The organism is Acinetobacter sp. CY17 (assembly GCF_059515825.1).
The window spans coordinates 1-15,291 of sequence record NZ_JCAKMX010000008.1 but is presented as its reverse complement, the minus strand read 5'-3'; the positions used below and the strand labels follow the sequence as shown (position 1 = coordinate 15,291).

Sequence of the window (15,291 nt, the reverse complement as noted above, 5' to 3'; positions counted from 1 at the left end):
TTCCTTATAGCGCAGAAGCGACAAGACGTTGGGTATAGGCATGCTGCGGATCTTCTAAAATTTGATCCGTTAAACCTGTTTCAATGATGCGTCCATATTTCATGACCAAAGTGCGTCCTGCCAATAAGCGAATCACGCCCAAATCATGAGTCACTACAATCATCGCGGTATTTAATTCCTGTTGAATTTCCATAATCAAATCTAAGATGCGTGCTTGCACTGATAAATCGAGTCCTGTGGTCACTTCATCTAAAAAAAGCAGAGGGGGCTGAGTGGCGAGGGCTTTGGCAATCTGTACGCGTTGTTGCATACCCCCTGAAAAATTACGTGGTAATTCATCTACACGCGAGAGCAAAACTTCAGTACGGGCTAAAAGTGTTTTAACGCGTTTTCGAATCTCGCCATAGTGCATGAGATCACTCATGAGTAAGCGCTCTGCGATATTGCCACCGGCACTAATATTAAAATTTAAGCCCAAATGCGGATTTTGATAGACCATGCCAAAGCGATGATTTTTGAGCCAACGTTGCTGGGCAGAGTTCAGCTCAAATAAAGGATGGGCTTGATCCTCCTCATAGAAGGTGGCTTGGCCTGCTTCTGGTATTTGATCGAAATATAGATTTTTAACAATGGTTGATTTACCACTGCCTGATTCGCCCATAATGCCTAAAATTTCACCCTCATACAGATCAAAAGACACATCATGGATCGCAACCACACTGCCACAATGTGGACAGACGTTAGTTTCAGCCTCAGGACCAGTTGAAGTGATACATAAGGGACAACCTGTGCCATAGGTTTTGCTGAGATTACGGACAGAGAGTACTTTTTTCATTATGAATTTCCTGGTTCAGAACGACGTGTGAGTTGTTGCTCACACCAATCACTGTCTGAACATTGATAAAGTTTTTGACCTGTCTCTTGCGTAAATTCGTCTAAAAATGAATCCTGACAACCACAGCGGCTACAGGCACGGCGCTGTCCGGACGTATCATCAAAGTTTTCAACACGAAATGGTTGATCTTCAAATGCTAGGGGTTCAGCGTGTGTAAAAGGCGGCACTGCATAGATTTTCTTTTCACGGCCCGCACCAAATAAAATTAATGCTTTCGATTGGTGGAGTTTGGCTACATCCCAACGCGGGATCGGGGATGGATCAATCACATAATGTTGGTTAATTTTGGTCGGATAACGATGTGAGATGGTAATTTCATTAAACTGCACGATATCTTCATATAATTTCACCAATAGACGTGAATAATCCGCTTCGCCGTGCATCACTTTACGTTTATCTTCTGACGGTTCTACAATCACCAAAGGATCAGGATAAGGCACCTGTAGAACTAAGATTTGTTGTTCAGTTAAGGGTTGCTCAGGAATACGATGGCGTGATTGAATTAAGGTTGCATCTTGCGTACGTGTAGTGGTATCAATTCCTGGACAGGTCATTTCAATAAATTGACGCAAGTTCACAGCATTGACAGAATCATCAGACCCTTGGTCAATGACTTTCACTTGTTCTTGTTGACCAATTAATGCAAGGCTGAGTTGTAGGCCACCGGTACCAAAGCCACGACCCATTGGCATTTCACGTGATGCATACGGTACTTGGTAGCCTGGAATACAAATGGCTTTTAATGTGACACGGCGGATTTCTTTTTTGGCATATTCATCTAAGAAGCCAAAGTTATAGGCGTTTTTCACAGCGGGATTGAGCTGAGCATTCATGTGCATGCCTCTTGTTGTTGTGCGGTACGTAAACGATCAAGATCAGATTGGAACGTAACGTAATGTGGCATTTTATAGTGTGAGGCAAAGCCCATTGAATCCACACCATCGATATGTAACAACACAAACTCTGCATCTTCCGATGGGTTACTTGGCCCATCTTTTTGGCCTTTTTGCAAAGCACGATCTAAAATCGCCATTGAAATGGCTTTAACTTCGTTATGACCCAAACAAGCGCCATAGCCCAAGGTAAACACAGGTTTGGCATCGCCTTGGGCTTCATACATAGCAATCACTTCGCACTCTGTGACTAAAACTTCACCCGCCTCAATCAGCTCCCCAGTTACTGCATGTGGCAACATAATCGGCACATATCCGACACGCAGCTCTGCCACAGTCGGATGTACATCGCCATAACCACGCATATTGGAATAGGCAAGCGCTAACAATGAACCAGTTTCAGCACGTGCCATTGTGGCTAAAGTAGCTGAACGTGATACTGGGAAAATTAAAGGCTCACGAGTAATATCAAAGGCTTGTGATGTATGATCAGTTTCTAGGGCTGGTAATAAGCCCTCTGCACGCAAAGCACTGATCACCTTTGGAAAACTCATTGGTGTGCTAGAAGTGGAATTCGGTTGTTTTAACCATTCTTTGGCATAGTTTTGAAAAGTCGTATCGGATTCATTGATCAGTTCCATACGCAGCAAGCGCAGAGCATAATCAGGTGTTGCCCCGAGCATTTGTCCACCAGGAATATCTTTAAACGCTGCAGAAATACGACGAATTACGCGCATATTAGTGCTATCGAGTGCAGGAGTTGCACACAAGCGTGGACGTGTTGAGCGCCAAGCACGTAAGCTAAACGCAGCTTCTAAGGTATCACCTAAACTTTGTTTAATCGATAATGCTGCAAGTTCAGGATGATAAACCCCACCTTCTGAAATCACACGATCGACTAAATGACGTAGCTGAAATTGAATAGTGTGAAGATCTAAAGGTTGAGCATCTGGATGGTGAAGTGCTTGCTCTGTTCTTAGCAGTTCAGTCACCGCCGCAGCACCTGCAATGGCTTGACCACCACCTTTAATCGGAACGTAGCTCATTTTAGTTCTCCTTGGTCTGCAGTTGAATATGCGTGGTACGTGGAAGCGCCACAATCGCATCTGGACTGGCTAAAATCATGTCGATACCCAATGGGAAATGTTGGTTCCATTGGAGACGTTGCTTAAGCCATTCTTGGCTTAACCCCTCAACCTCAAGGGTGGCGGTAGTCGCAATTCCAGGGCCTGTGAGTTTTAGGTTTAAAGCATGACTTTGAGAATAGAAGCCATCTACCGTTAAGATCAGCGTTGCACCATATTCAGGTGAGGCTAAGCTGCCCAAATTAGGGTTAAGCTGAGTCAGTTGCTTGCCGGCAGCTACAATAAATTGTGCCTCGTTAACCTCAGTTTTTTGTGCTTGTAACAAAGACCATTGCGCAGGTTTTAAATGTTCAATGCAATCGGCTACACGTGATTCACCATCGAGTAAAGTGGCCAACACGGCATTCAACGCATGATTGTCAGCAATGAAAGCCTTCAAGTTTTTGATTTGGCCTGGATAAGAAAATGCATCAAGGAGTTCACGATAAACCTGCTGTTGAACAGGTGCTTGCCAAATCGGTTCAAGGTGCATGATTAATCCTCCACTGCATCAAGTGTGGCAAAATCCACACGGGTTTTTGCCAAGATCTGATTGCGCTGTTGATCAAGCTGACTACGTTTCGCTTGACCTTGCTCTAGACATTGAACAGCTTGTTGCCAGCCAGGTAATTGATGCAACAAAATAGCATCTAATATCGCTAAGGCTTTGGCTAAGTCAGCATCATCCGCCATCACTTGAGCATGACCTGTGCCACAGACATCACCGGCATAATGCAACTCGACATGACATGACGATAAGGGAAATTCCCCTAAATAAAATTGATCATGAAAAGCACTTTCTTTGAAGCTTAACAGCCCTAAACCTGCTTGAGGCAATTGTAATAAAGAGACGGCTGCATCACGTGTGAGTGTGTCAGCAAGTTGTATTAAGTCTTGTGTTGGATGTGCAGTTAAGGCACGAACCCAATCTTTTTGAGGAATATTGATCATGTTAATTTTTTTCTAAGCCAAGCTGAAAAGTAATCAATGACTAAAATGGTGAGTAAAATAATTAAAATCAGCGCTGCTGCTTGATCATAGTTAAACAGACGTAAGGTATCGTGCAGCGCAAGTCCGATACCACCGGCACCGACTAAACCTAAAACTGCTGCCATACGGACATTACGGTCAAAGATATACAGCACATAACCGAGTGCTTCACGCAAAATGCTTGGCCAACCGGCATACATCACCATTTGTGGGAAATTTGCACCAGTTGCAGCAACGCCTTCACATACGCCTTTATCGATTTGTTCTAAACTTTCGGCAAAGAATTTACCCAAGAAGCCTGCAGTATGAATGCCTAAGGCAAGAGCACCGGCTAAGGGGCCTAAGCCAATGGCTGCGACAAAAATTAATGCCAACAATAAATCGGGTAAAGCACGGGTAAAGTTTAAAAATTCGCGGCTGATGTAATACAAAGTTGGGTGAGGGGTAAAGTTACGTGCAGCAAAAGGTGCGATCATAAAACCAATCACGAATGCAATCGCTGTGCCCCACAAAGCGGTGGCAAGGGTCACGCCGAGTAGTTCTAGATATCTAGACAAATCAGAAAAATCAGGTTGGCCATAGCGGCTGAAATATTCAGCCATATCTGAGATACCATAAGCCAACATCTCAAATGAGATTTCTAAATCCCAAATAATCCACCATAAGATGATTAAGGCCAATGCCACCCACACAGGGAATGGATTTCTTGGTTTGGCTGGCAATTTGATTTCAATTTGACTGTAACTCATTGCTTAGCCCCATGAATAATACGGTTACGTAGATAATCAGATAGACGATCGAGTAGAGTCACAATCAGATATATCGACAAGGCAATTAAAATCAAACGATCGTATTGGAATAAACGCATTGACATCACCATGTCATAACCAATACCACCAGCACCAACAATGCCTAAGATAGTAGCTGCACGCACGTTATGATCAAGCACGTACATCATGGTGCCGGCCAAATTTGGAAATGCTTGTGGAAACATGGCAAATAAACGCACTTGCATCCAGCTTGCGCCGTGGGCTTCAACCCCTTCAACTGCTTTAGGGTCAATGGTTTCGATTGCTTCAGCAAAAAATTTACCCATAAAACCGACAGTTACAAAGGCTAAAGCCATGATGCCAGGCAACGGTCCTAATCCAACCGCCGAGACAAAGACCAATGCCCAGACCAACTCAGGCAATGAGCGCATCAGGCTTAAGGCATCACGAGTGAGGCGATATACCACCGGATGGCAGGTGGCGTTACGTGCTGCAAGAAAACCTAAGGGTAAGCTAATCACAATCGCAATCGCTGTGGCCAACAACGACATTTGTAAAGTTTCTAATAACTTAACGCCTAAGGTGGGTAAATAGTCAAAATTTGGCCAGACCATAAAATTGACGATAAATTCAGAAAAATTACCTAAAGATTGACTAAGACGCTCAAGCTCAATTTCAACCAGCGGTGCAGTTAGAATTAGGCTTAAAAGCGCAATAACAATAATCGCAATTAAGCCAAAGGGCGGTAGACCATTACGCGTTGGCCAGCGCAGCATGAAAACTTTCATACTCGGCCCCCTCTTTGTGGTAAATCTTTTGTAGGGCAATGTTGTCTAATTGATCAGGTGAGCCATCAAATACAATTTGACCTGAGTTCATACCAATAATACGGTCGGCAAAACGTCGCGCTAAATCAACTTGATGTAGGTTCACTACCACTGTAATTTGGTCGCGGGTACAGATCTCACGCAATAACTGCATAATTTCTTCACTTGAAATTGGGTCTAAGCTGGCTACAGGTTCATCAGCTAAAATAATTTGAGGTTGTTGTGCTAAAGCACGGGCAATGCCCACCCGCTGCTGTTGACCACCTGAGAGTTTGTCAGCACGATTCCATGCTTTATCTACCAAGCCCACGCGTGCTAAAGCATTTTTTGCAATGTCCATATCACTTGGTTTAAATAAATAAAACATACTGCTAATCCAAGAACGATGAGCTAAACGCCCAGTCAGTACATTGGTCACTACCGACAAACGTTCAACCAAATTAAATTGTTGAAACACCATTGCTACATGGTGACGGATTTGCCGCACATTCTTTTTACCCATGATCTGCTCGCCAATGGCAACTGTGCCTGAACTTGGCGTTTCTAAACCATTCATCAGGCGTAGGAGTGTTGATTTACCTGCTCCACTTGGTCCTAAAATCACGGTAAAGCTACCGGCTTGAATTTCAGTATTAATCCCTTTTAAGGCTTCAAAGCCATTAGGATAACGCTTAACTGCTTGTTGAATGGAAATCGAAGACATCTTATTTTTCTCTAGTCAAAGACACACTTGAGCGTCTGATTTATTTCATCATTTGTTGTTTTTGTAAGCCTAAGTCTTTCACCATATTGCGAATCATCTGATAATCTTTCGGTCCTACAGCAGCGTAATGACTCAAGTCACCATAGCCTGCAACCTTAATTTCTTTATGTGCATTTAAGATGGCGCTGCGAATTTTAGCTTTAGTCGCTGCATCTAAATCTTTACGATACGCCAGTGGTGAACCTGGCAGTGGTGCAGATTCTGCAATTACACAGTTGGTTTTTTTGTTAATCATGCCTGAAGCAAGCATTTTGTTATAAGTGATATCACTGTCTGCTGCCACGTGCACGATTTTATTTTTCACAGCAAGCTGTGCTGCATCATGTGAACCTGCATACGTGAATTTACCAAAATATTGCGTTGGCATTTGACCTGTGGCTTTTTTAACCATATATGTTGGCATTAAACCACCCGATGTCGATGCAGGATCAACGAAGGCCACACTTTTACCTTTCATATCTTGAATCGATTTAATACCTGAATTGCACTGTGTGACAAATACGGTTTTATAGGTGTGTGATTTACTCCCTTTACGTACACCGACTGCAAATGCCTCAGCGCCAGCTTCTTGTTCAGCTAGGTAATATGACAATGGTCCAAACCATGCAATATCTACGCGTTTACGTTTCATGGCTTCAATGACACCCGCGTAATCAGTTGCAGTGAAGACTTTCACGCGCTTGCCTAATTTTTTTTCCAATTGAGCACGCATCGGCTCAAATTGTTGGATCATCTCTTCATTGTTTTCAGCAGGAATTAAACCCATCACAATGTCGCGTGCCATAGTTTGTGTGCTAGTTGCTAACATTGATAATGCAAGTGCACTTGCAGCAAGGGCAGATTTCAAATACATTTAGAGTACTCTCGTAAGGTAAATTGATCGGTAGGACGTTCAAAGATTGATGCGCAGTTGAATCCGGTCTGCACAGAACCGTGTTAAAGCGTATTCCAGTGGGGTACCATCCCGCTCGTTTACGTTAATACTTTTGACGCGTAAAATTGGTTGTGTCTTCGGCATAATCAGTAATGAAGCATCATCACCTTGCGGGAGGACTGCACTGACCAAGCTTTCCACACGTTTTAATTGCCATCCGTAATGCTCTTCAATAAACCCATGTAAAGAGCCTGTCTGATATTTTTCGATAAAATCAGGAAAGTGTCGTTCAGGAAAATAATGTGAGCTGATACAAATAGGTTGTTGGTCTGCTAAACGCAAAGTTTCAATGTGAATGACACGTTCAGAAGGGGCAAGATCGAGGTGTTTGGCAATATGTGTTTCGACCATTAACACCATCTTGTGTCGAACTTGCATAGAGGTGGTTTTGCCCAAATTCTTCAATGTGTCAGTAAAACGAGTTTGTGCAGCAACTGTATAGTCAAGCGGTTGGGTCAACACAAAGGTACCTTTACCATGACGACGTTCAACAATACCTTCTTGAATCAGTGCATCAATTGCATGTCGAATGGTGTGACGATTGACCTGAAACCGTTCAGCTAATTCAAACTCTGATGCCAAACACTCCCCAGGTTGATACTTTTGGCGAATTTCTGTACGGATCGTTTTGGCAATTTGGCTATAAATCTTTTCTGTACTATTACGTTTTAATAAAGTCATTGTCGTCTAGACATCTGTACATGTTTGATACTTAAGTTAAGGGCTTTATGTGACATTTAAATTAAGTCTATATTTAGTTTTGATGAATTATTATGCATTCTTCTAATGCACTCAGATGGTCTGGTTAGTTCAAAATCTTGAATATATACCTTAAGTAAAAGTCGGTTTTTTTAATTTGGATGCTTATTTATACGAGAGAAAATATTCAATTAAAATAAGCTGATGTGCTTAAATTATCATCATAGCTTCGCTGACTTGCGAGACAAATTTAAGGTTATTCTGACCGTAGATGAATTACACATATCATGATACCTATCTGCCTACAGGGTCATTTAAGAAGTCGTTACGTTGCCGCAACAGCTCATCACCTGATATAGACATTTATAAGACAAACTTAACAGGTATTTGGTGTAGGCTTATCAATGTTGCTATAGATCTAATCAACTCTTTTTGAAAAACAGTATTTAGGTTAAAGAGAATAAGGAGCAAGAGATGGTAGATAGAAAAAAATTACAGCCAGAATTAAGCTCAGCCAGTCAGACTGATCCTTCTAAAATTGAGCAAGCACGTCCTGATTTAAATTCACCTCCAACCCACAATAATCATGTTCCTGATATGAATGAAGGGAAAGAAGATTTAGTCTCTACCGGTGCAGGAACACTAGGTGGGGCTGCAGTTGGAGCTGCTTTTGGTATCGCAGGTGGCCCTCCAGGTGCTGTGGTGGGGGGAATTATTGGTGGTATTGTAGGTGGCATTGCAGGCCATGACATTGCTAAGCCTGATGCAAAAAATCCCGAAGATGACTACTGGCGAGATAACTACAGACATGCCAGTTATTATCAAGAAAACCAAAATCTTGAGTATGAGCGTGATTATAGTTCGGCCTATCGACTGGGCTATGAAAGTCGGCCCCACTATGAAAAGGGGCGTAACTTCTCTGAAGTAGAAACTGAGTTGGAAGCGAAGTGGGAACACTTTAAAGGTGAGTCTCGTTTAACTTGGGAACAGGCTAAACTTGCTGCTAAAGATGCATGGAATCGTGTGGTTCAGTAAGTAAGATAATATAAAAAATCTCCCTATTGGGAGATTTTTTATTATTCTCAGAAGTCTTAAAAGTAAGCTGATTAATTAAATTAATGTACCAAGTCTTTGGATAGTCAGATATTTTTTTACGTGAATGAACTAAAGTTGTAAGTTGGGGCTTGTTAATAACGTTGGGTAGATCATAGTCTAACTCCTCTAAAGACAGACCCACTAAATGTTCTTTTGGTGCATTCACTAATAAATAATGTACATATTGTTCATGCTGAGTCAGTCTCTAAACCTTCATCGCCGATGATTTTCTTAATGATTTTACAAAGAAAGATATCATAGCTTTGATTTGACATCATTATTTCATCCCCCATAAATCTTCGGCTTTAAGTACATAATACTTATCTTCTAGTAGTTGTTTATCGATCTTACTTTGCGCTGACAATGAATCTAAAACTTTTTCCCGGTTGCTGTTTAAGGTCTTCATACGACAGTTAAGCTTATTAAGCTCAAAGCCTAACAGCTTAGCAAGAGTCTCTACGCTGATCTTAGGTCGTGGTTTTAACTGATGCTGCTGATTAATGTCATATAAAACAGATGTAGATCATAGATCGTTAATTAACTTATGTAATGCAGTTGGATTCATTCGATGAATATCAAAACGAAATGAGCGGATCAGTTCAATAAACTCTCTACTACTTAATTGTTTTAAAGCGTTGAGTCCATCTGTGTCTTTAGGTAAGGCACGTACATGGATTTTCCAATTTTTCTTAGCATCTATTAAATAATTAAAGTAAAAATGAAATCCATATACAAGATAGTAATTCGCCGAGTCACTTGTGCTCCAAAGATCAAATGTCTTCTCAGATTTAAAGAGAGTCAAATCAGTCTCGAGACAATGAAAGATTTCCTCATAGCACTTGTATATCCCTAAAAAGTCAGGATGAATGCTTATATCTGACTCAATAATATTTTTTACCAGATTAGTTTTGAGTGTACCAAAGTTCTTATTAATGTACTGATCATTCACTAATATGAATGTTTTTTCCAGAAAGCGTCCCGCACTTAATTAGTACAAAATCAGCTTAATTAACCCGAATCATGGATAAGAAATTCAGTTGAAAAAAAAGATGACTGAGTTAATAAGAGAGTTACCACACACTTTTATTAACCAGCCATCCTATGTTCGAGTTTACAACTTTATTCTGCACAATTGATGATTTTTTTCAAAAAAATGAAGCGGTCTATTGGCAGTATCTAAAACAAGAAAATCCTAAAGTCAGACAGCGATCAGGTGTTCTATGCTTATCTGAAATTATCTTTATCGCAGTTTGGTATAAAAACTCTCAACTTCATCATTTCAAAGCCTTTTATGGAATGATAAAGCGCTTTTACTCCAAGCTTTTTAAAGGCTTGCCGTCCTATCAGCGGATCGTGTATTTGATCAATCAACATCAACTCGCACTTCAAGCATTACATATTTCTTTAGCTTCCAATGCTCAAACAACGTGTGCTTGGGTTGACTCTACAACTCTACCCGTATGTAAAAATCAGCGTATTCAACGTCATAAATCTTTAAAACAAATTGCCACACGAGGTAGAAGCTCAATGGGTTGGTTCTATGGATGCAAATTGCATGTATTGGTGGATGCTCAGGGTCAATTTATTCACACCCAACTCTCGAATGGCCATACTTCAGATATCAAGATTCTGCCAAAGTTAGCGCAAGGCTATAAGGGGAAGATCTTTGGAGATCGTGGCTACATCAGTGAGATTTTAAAAGATAAGCTAGGAGCGCAAGGTGTTGAATTGATTACGTATCATCGCAAGAACATGCGACCATTAGAACTCTCATAAGCAGTCGCCATCGTTCTATTTCAGGTTATTTCGCAGGGATTTATGCATCACTCTGTGCTTATCAAATCTGTCATGAAAATAAGCCTCAATTTATAAAGATGTAAAATCAGGCTTATCCATGATTCGGGTTAATTAATAAACAATTAACTAAGAAAAAGAAATATATATTATTGAAATTTGAGCGTTTTTTTACATATTTAATTATAACAAGATTATCTAAAAATACTCATATTACTGCTTAGCATCTCTTCAGAATGTTAATGCGTATAAACTCTTAATTTCATTGAAATATCAACATCTGTGGAAGTAATAAAAGTTCTAATAGTATGAGTTTTGAGAAATTTAAAATAATAAAATGCCTCTATATTCTAGATTAAATTAAATGTTAGAGCATTATGGAACTCACATGTTAGTTAAATTAATTACTGATCATTCAAGATTTAACGAATATAAAATCCTCTTCCTAAAAACTACATAAGTGAAGAGAATGATTTATAAATGGTGAAAAATGAGAATAGTAATATCTTCAATACTCATGCTCTCATTCAAGCACGTAAAAAAGATTAGGTTTCACGTAAACTCTATACGCTTTCTAAAGATCATCACAAGGGTAACGTGTCATAACGGTGATGAAATATTTACCCATAGGAGTTAAAACTTCATTTATATTTTTTAGGTAAAACAGTCTCCCCGGAGGCTGTTTTTTTATACCTTATAGGGTTATGAGTTTTTGTCAATTTACATACAGATCATTCAAGTATTATTAAGATCTACATAAATTTCATAAAATAATGATTTAGGGAAGTTTTTAAATTTTAAGATGATTCAAAGTATTTGAAAATTATTTTAAATATACTGTATTTTTCACATGAGGCCATGACAGTGCGTGATATTCCACCTTTAAATGCTTTGCGAACTTTTGAGTGTGTAGCGAGACATAAAAGTTTTACTAAGGCTGCTGATGAGCTTTATGTAAGTCAATCTGCGGTAAGTCGGCAAATTACGCTTATTGAAGAATATCTAGGCATTGAATTTTTCAAAAGAGAACGTACGGGCATTAGCTTGACAGATGCGGGAGCAAAATATTATGCAGAAATCGGTCCTGCTTTTAATAAAATTGCTATTGCTACCCGAGGCATCAGCTCTTATAGGAAAAATAATGATATTTCACTTAGAGTATATTCCACATTTGCAGCCAAATGGCTGGTCAAACGTTTATCTAAGCTGCATACAGAAAACCCAAAGTTACGTATAAATATTAAAACAGCTACAGCACCTGTGGATTTTGCTACAGAAAGTGTTGATGCTTCCATTCAGTTTGGTTGTGGAGATTGGGAGAACGTAAATAGTTATTTTTTATTTGCTGATGAAATACGTCCAGTATGCAGCCCAAAACTTATTCAACATCTAACACGCCCACCAGCACCTCAAGATGTACTTAAATATAAACTCATTCATTCAAATTATCGAAAAATTGATTGGCGTGATTGGTTAGCAGCGCAACAAATTCCAGATGAACTAGAACAGGAGGTGGATCAGTTTATGTTACCCAACTCATTGCTTGCATATCAAGCTGCAATCGATGGTTTAGGTATTGCTATGGCGCAGACGCGTTTAGTTGAGCAAGAGCTTGAAGCGGGTATTTTAGTCAATTTCTCTGAATTTGTACTGAAACGAAAAATGGGCTATTACCTTGTTGCTCCAGAGAACTCTCCTAAACAAAACAAAATTGAAGAATTGAAAAATTGGTTAATCAAAGAACTCACGTAGATAAAGATTTAAAACTAAACTAGAGGGAATAATGAAAACATTAATTCAACAATATGCAGAATATGCTGCCATGGAAGCGCAGCGTGACTTAGCACCTGAAACATTGCATCATGCTAAACGTGTAGTACTTGATTGGCTATCTGCATTATATCCAGGCTTTTTGTCAGAAGTTGGAGAAAATATTGTAGCAACTTTTGAAGACGAATTGGGTTATGGTAAGAGCCGTATTCCGACACTCAATCGCACTGCTTTTTCTTCTACAGCTGCTTGGATATTAGGAACAGTTTCGCATGCAGTTGAGTTTGATGATATTTTTCGCGATGCTGTCTATCATCCAGGAGTACCAGTCATTAGTGCAGCCTTGGCTGTAGCGGATGAATATCAACGTTCAGGTCTTGATTTTTTAAAAGCTATTGTTATTGGATATGAAGTGTCGACTCGTTTAGGTGCAGCAGTGCAACCATCGCATTATACTTATTTTCATACTACTGGAACGGTGGGAGCGATTGGTAGTGCGGCGGCGGCGGCATTTTTAATTAATCCTTATGACCAGAATTTATTTAGCCATGCTGTTGCAACTGCAACAACGTTTGCCTCTGGCTTACAGCAAGCTTTTCGATCAGATGCGATGACAAAAGCCCTACATGGTGGACACGCAGCATCAATTGGTGTTACCGCAGCAAAAGCAGCAGCTAAGGGAATTACAGGAGCCCTAGATATTTTAGAAGGTGAAGTTGGATTTGGAGCTGCTTTATCTAAAAATCCACAATGGGAAAAAGCAACGCTTAATTTAGGTCGAGATTATAATATTTGTAAGATGACGCAAAAAAATCATGGTTGTTGTGGTCATACTTTTGCTGCTATTGATGGTGTTGTAGCTATACGTCAGACATTATTAGACAAGGGATTATCTCTTTCAGAAGTTGAAAATATTACGGTTGAAACTTATCAAACAGCACTTAATGTAACAGGTAATTTTAATCCAGAATCCGCATTCCAGTGTCGTTTTAGCCTACCTTATGTGGTAGCACATGGTTTCCTACACGGCAGTGTCCGTTTGAGTGCTTTTATGGATGAGCAAATGGCATCACTAGCAACACGCGCGTTAATGAAAAAATTAACTCTGCTAAGTGATGATGAACTTACATCTAAATTCCCTAATCAGCGTGCAGCAAGAATTAAGATCACTTTAAAAGATGGTCAGATGTTTGAACATTTCTCTCCATGTCGTAAAGGTGATCCAGAAGCACCGCTAACTGATCAAGATTTAGATGATAAATTTTTTGAATTAGTCGAGGGTATTATCACAAAAAACCATGCCAAAGATTTAAGAGATCAAATTTGGAAATTGGAAGAATTAAATATAGTTGATTTAAAAGTATAAGTATTTAAATAAATCCAATTTATAGCAACTAGAATTACACCCTAGTTGCTTTTTTTATCACTATTGAAAAACACTAAGATTATGAATATAAATAAAAAATTATTTAACTCTCTTTTTTTATAAATTAATTTTAGTGGATTTTAAAATAAGTCATGGTGTGATGACTAATAAGAAAACATGCTCTAAAAATATCCAATATTCTAATTCAAAAGGGTAGATTACTAGACGTAGAGTTAGACATATGGATTTCAATTTAACCGAAGAACAAAATGCTTTTGCTGAGTCGGTGCGTAAGTTTGCACAAAAGGAATTAGCGGATGGTGCATTGGAGCGAGCTCATTCCCATGATTATCCTTGGGAAGTCGCTGCAAAATTAGCAGAGATGGGTTTGATTGGTATTACTGTTAAAGAAGAAGATGGTGGTATTGGCGGAACCTTAATGGATGCTGTGATTGCCATTCAAGAATTAGCTTTGGTATGTCCTAAAAGTGCAGATGTTGTACAAGCTGGTAACTTTGGCGCAATTCGAACCTTTGCAGAATATGCATCTCCACATTTAAAAGAAAAATACTTACCAGATCTGTTAGCAGGCAAAAAACTGCTTGCTTTAGGTATGAGTGAACCAGGCGCAGGTTCATCCGTGACTGAACTAAAAACCTCAGCAGTTGAAAATGGTGATCACTACATCATCAATGGCTCTAAAGTATTTTCAACACATAGTCCACATGCCGATACCTTCTTGATTTATGTGCGTTTCGGTGAAGGGCTAGATGGTATTGGATCAGTGATGGTTGATCGTGGCACACCAGGTTTTGAAGTTGGTCAGCCTTCCGCATTTATGAGCGGTGAAGAATGGTGCCAGCTTTATTTCGATAACTGCCGTATTCCAAAAGAAAATGTATTGCTTGGTCCAGGTGGATTCAAGAAACAAATTTCAGGTTTTAACGTTGAACGTATTGGTAATGCATCACGTGCATTAGCACTTGGTCGCCATGCCTTTAATGTTGCACGTCAGCACTGTCTGGACCGTGAACAATTCGGTAAACCTTTATGTGAGTTCCAAGGTCTGCAATGGAAGTTTGCGGAAATGGCACTGAAGTTAGAAGGCTCACAACTTCTTCTTTACCGTGCTGCAATTAATTCTGATGGCGGTCTGCCATCTGCGTATGAAACAAGTATTGCCAAATTGTCATGCAATTTGACGGGCTGGGACGTCGCTAACGAAGCACTACAGGCCATGGGTGGATACGGCTATTCGACAGAGTCATTGGTTGAATACTGTGTAAAACGTACTCGAGGTTGGATGATTGCCGGCGGTTCGATTGAGATTTTGAAGAATCGTATTGCAGAAGACGTATTTGGTCGTCGTTT

At 39.9% G+C, this 15,291-nt stretch carries 14 protein-coding genes and 1 pseudogene; 5 read left to right on the top strand and 10 right to left on the bottom strand.

Going from position 1 to position 15,291, the window contains the following annotated elements; all coding sequences use genetic code 11:
- Positions 1 to 4: 4 nt before the first annotated feature.
- From AC5YCI_RS07400 to phnF, 10 genes are read right to left on the bottom strand one after another with little or no spacing between them, the layout of a single operon-like run.
- Positions 5 to 835: an ATP-binding cassette domain-containing protein gene (locus tag AC5YCI_RS07400; RefSeq protein WP_496130682.1), complete on the bottom strand. Its 831-nt coding sequence runs from the start codon at positions 833 to 835 to the stop codon at positions 5 to 7.
- Positions 835 to 1,728, bottom strand: a complete 894-nt coding sequence (locus AC5YCI_RS07395) for an alpha-D-ribose 1-methylphosphonate 5-phosphate C-P-lyase PhnJ (protein ID WP_496175351.1) — start codon at positions 1,726 to 1,728, stop codon at positions 835 to 837. Before AC5YCI_RS07395 ends, AC5YCI_RS07400 begins: the two co-directional genes overlap by 1 nt.
- Entirely contained in the window at positions 1,725 to 2,834 is a 1,110-nt protein-coding gene (locus tag AC5YCI_RS07390; protein ID WP_496130684.1) for a carbon-phosphorus lyase complex subunit PhnI, read from the bottom strand. Before AC5YCI_RS07390 ends, AC5YCI_RS07395 begins: the two co-directional genes overlap by 4 nt.
- Before the next feature lies 1 nt (position 2,835).
- Positions 2,836 to 3,405 (bottom strand): phosphonate C-P lyase system protein PhnH, encoded by a 570-nt coding sequence (phnH, locus tag AC5YCI_RS07385; protein ID WP_496175350.1) that lies wholly within the window; start codon positions 3,403 to 3,405, stop codon positions 2,836 to 2,838.
- A 2-nt stretch (positions 3,406 to 3,407) separates the two neighbouring features.
- Complete coding sequence (phnG, locus tag AC5YCI_RS07380) at positions 3,408 to 3,863, bottom strand: phosphonate C-P lyase system protein PhnG (protein WP_496130686.1); 456 nt, start codon at positions 3,861 to 3,863, stop codon at positions 3,408 to 3,410.
- Complete coding sequence (gene phnE, locus AC5YCI_RS07375; protein WP_496130687.1) at positions 3,860 to 4,651, bottom strand: phosphonate ABC transporter, permease protein PhnE; 792 nt, start codon at positions 4,649 to 4,651, stop codon at positions 3,860 to 3,862. The genes phnG and phnE (AC5YCI_RS07375) overlap by 4 nt, the downstream gene beginning before the upstream one ends.
- Entirely contained in the window at positions 4,648 to 5,460 is an 813-nt protein-coding gene (gene phnE / locus AC5YCI_RS07370; RefSeq protein WP_496130688.1) for a phosphonate ABC transporter, permease protein PhnE, read from the bottom strand. The genes phnE (AC5YCI_RS07375) and phnE (AC5YCI_RS07370) overlap by 4 nt, the downstream gene beginning before the upstream one ends.
- Complete coding sequence (phnC, locus tag AC5YCI_RS07365) at positions 5,426 to 6,202, bottom strand: phosphonate ABC transporter ATP-binding protein (RefSeq protein WP_496130689.1); 777 nt, start codon at positions 6,200 to 6,202, stop codon at positions 5,426 to 5,428. The genes phnE (AC5YCI_RS07370) and phnC overlap by 35 nt, the downstream gene beginning before the upstream one ends.
- Before the next feature lie 40 nt (positions 6,203 to 6,242).
- Entirely contained in the window at positions 6,243 to 7,115 is an 873-nt protein-coding gene (gene phnD, locus AC5YCI_RS07360) for a phosphonate ABC transporter substrate-binding protein (RefSeq protein ID WP_496130690.1), read from the bottom strand.
- Between the two features lie 39 nt (positions 7,116 to 7,154).
- Positions 7,155 to 7,877 carry a phosphonate metabolism transcriptional regulator PhnF gene (gene phnF / locus AC5YCI_RS07355; RefSeq protein WP_496130691.1) on the bottom strand — a complete coding sequence of 241 codons (723 nt, stop codon included), beginning with the start codon at positions 7,875 to 7,877 and terminating at the stop codon, positions 7,155 to 7,157.
- A 492-nt stretch (positions 7,878 to 8,369) separates the two neighbouring features.
- On the opposite strand from phnF, the gene AC5YCI_RS07350 reads away from it, so the two are divergent.
- From AC5YCI_RS07350 to AC5YCI_RS07330, 5 genes and pseudogenes are all read left to right on the top strand, one after another.
- Positions 8,370 to 8,930, top strand: a complete 561-nt coding sequence (locus tag AC5YCI_RS07350; protein WP_496130692.1) for a hypothetical protein — start codon at positions 8,370 to 8,372, stop codon at positions 8,928 to 8,930.
- Between the two features lie 1,161 nt (positions 8,931 to 10,091).
- Positions 10,092 to 10,870, top strand: a pseudogene (locus tag AC5YCI_RS07345) (IS982 family transposase).
- A 730-nt stretch (positions 10,871 to 11,600) separates the two neighbouring features.
- A complete protein-coding gene (locus tag AC5YCI_RS07340; RefSeq protein WP_496175349.1) occupies positions 11,601 to 12,536 on the top strand; it encodes a LysR family transcriptional regulator in 936 nt (311 codons plus the stop codon).
- 31 nt (positions 12,537 to 12,567) lie between these two features.
- Positions 12,568 to 13,920: an MmgE/PrpD family protein gene (locus AC5YCI_RS07335; protein ID WP_496130695.1), complete on the top strand. Its 1,353-nt coding sequence runs from the start codon at positions 12,568 to 12,570 to the stop codon at positions 13,918 to 13,920.
- Positions 13,921 to 14,161: 241 nt separating this feature from the next.
- Positions 14,162 to 15,291 (top strand): acyl-CoA dehydrogenase family protein (locus AC5YCI_RS07330; RefSeq protein ID WP_496175348.1); only part of this gene is annotated, 1,130 nt, incomplete at its 3' end.

Excerpts from the sequence above, each read along its gene's own strand:
- AC5YCI_RS07390 (WP_496130684.1), bottom strand. The coding sequence starts at position 2,834 with ATGAGCTACGTTCCGATTAAAGGTGGTGGTCAAGCCATTGCAGGTGCT.
- phnE (WP_496130688.1), bottom strand. The coding sequence starts at position 5,460 with ATGAAAGTTTTCATGCTGCGCTGGCCAACGCGTAATGGTCTACCGCCC.
- phnC (WP_496130689.1), bottom strand. The coding sequence starts at position 6,202 with ATGTCTTCGATTTCCATTCAACAAGCAGTTAAGCGTTATCCTAATGGC.
- AC5YCI_RS07335 (WP_496130695.1), top strand. The coding sequence starts at position 12,568 with ATGAAAACATTAATTCAACAATATGCAGAATATGCTGCCATGGAAGCG.
- phnG (WP_496130686.1), bottom strand. The coding sequence starts at position 3,863 with ATGATCAATATTCCTCAAAAAGATTGGGTTCGTGCCTTAACTGCACAT.
- phnH (WP_496175350.1), bottom strand. The coding sequence starts at position 3,405 with ATGCACCTTGAACCGATTTGGCAAGCACCTGTTCAACAGCAGGTTTAT.
- phnE (WP_496130687.1), bottom strand. The coding sequence starts at position 4,651 with ATGAGTTACAGTCAAATTGAAATCAAATTGCCAGCCAAACCAAGAAAT.
- AC5YCI_RS07350 (WP_496130692.1), top strand. The coding sequence starts at position 8,370 with ATGGTAGATAGAAAAAAATTACAGCCAGAATTAAGCTCAGCCAGTCAG.
- phnF (WP_496130691.1), bottom strand. The coding sequence starts at position 7,877 with ATGACTTTATTAAAACGTAATAGTACAGAAAAGATTTATAGCCAAATT.
- AC5YCI_RS07400 (WP_496130682.1), bottom strand. The coding sequence starts at position 835 with ATGAAAAAAGTACTCTCTGTCCGTAATCTCAGCAAAACCTATGGCACA.
- phnD (WP_496130690.1), bottom strand. The coding sequence starts at position 7,115 with ATGTATTTGAAATCTGCCCTTGCTGCAAGTGCACTTGCATTATCAATG.
- AC5YCI_RS07395 (WP_496175351.1), bottom strand. The coding sequence starts at position 1,728 with ATGAATGCTCAGCTCAATCCCGCTGTGAAAAACGCCTATAACTTTGGC.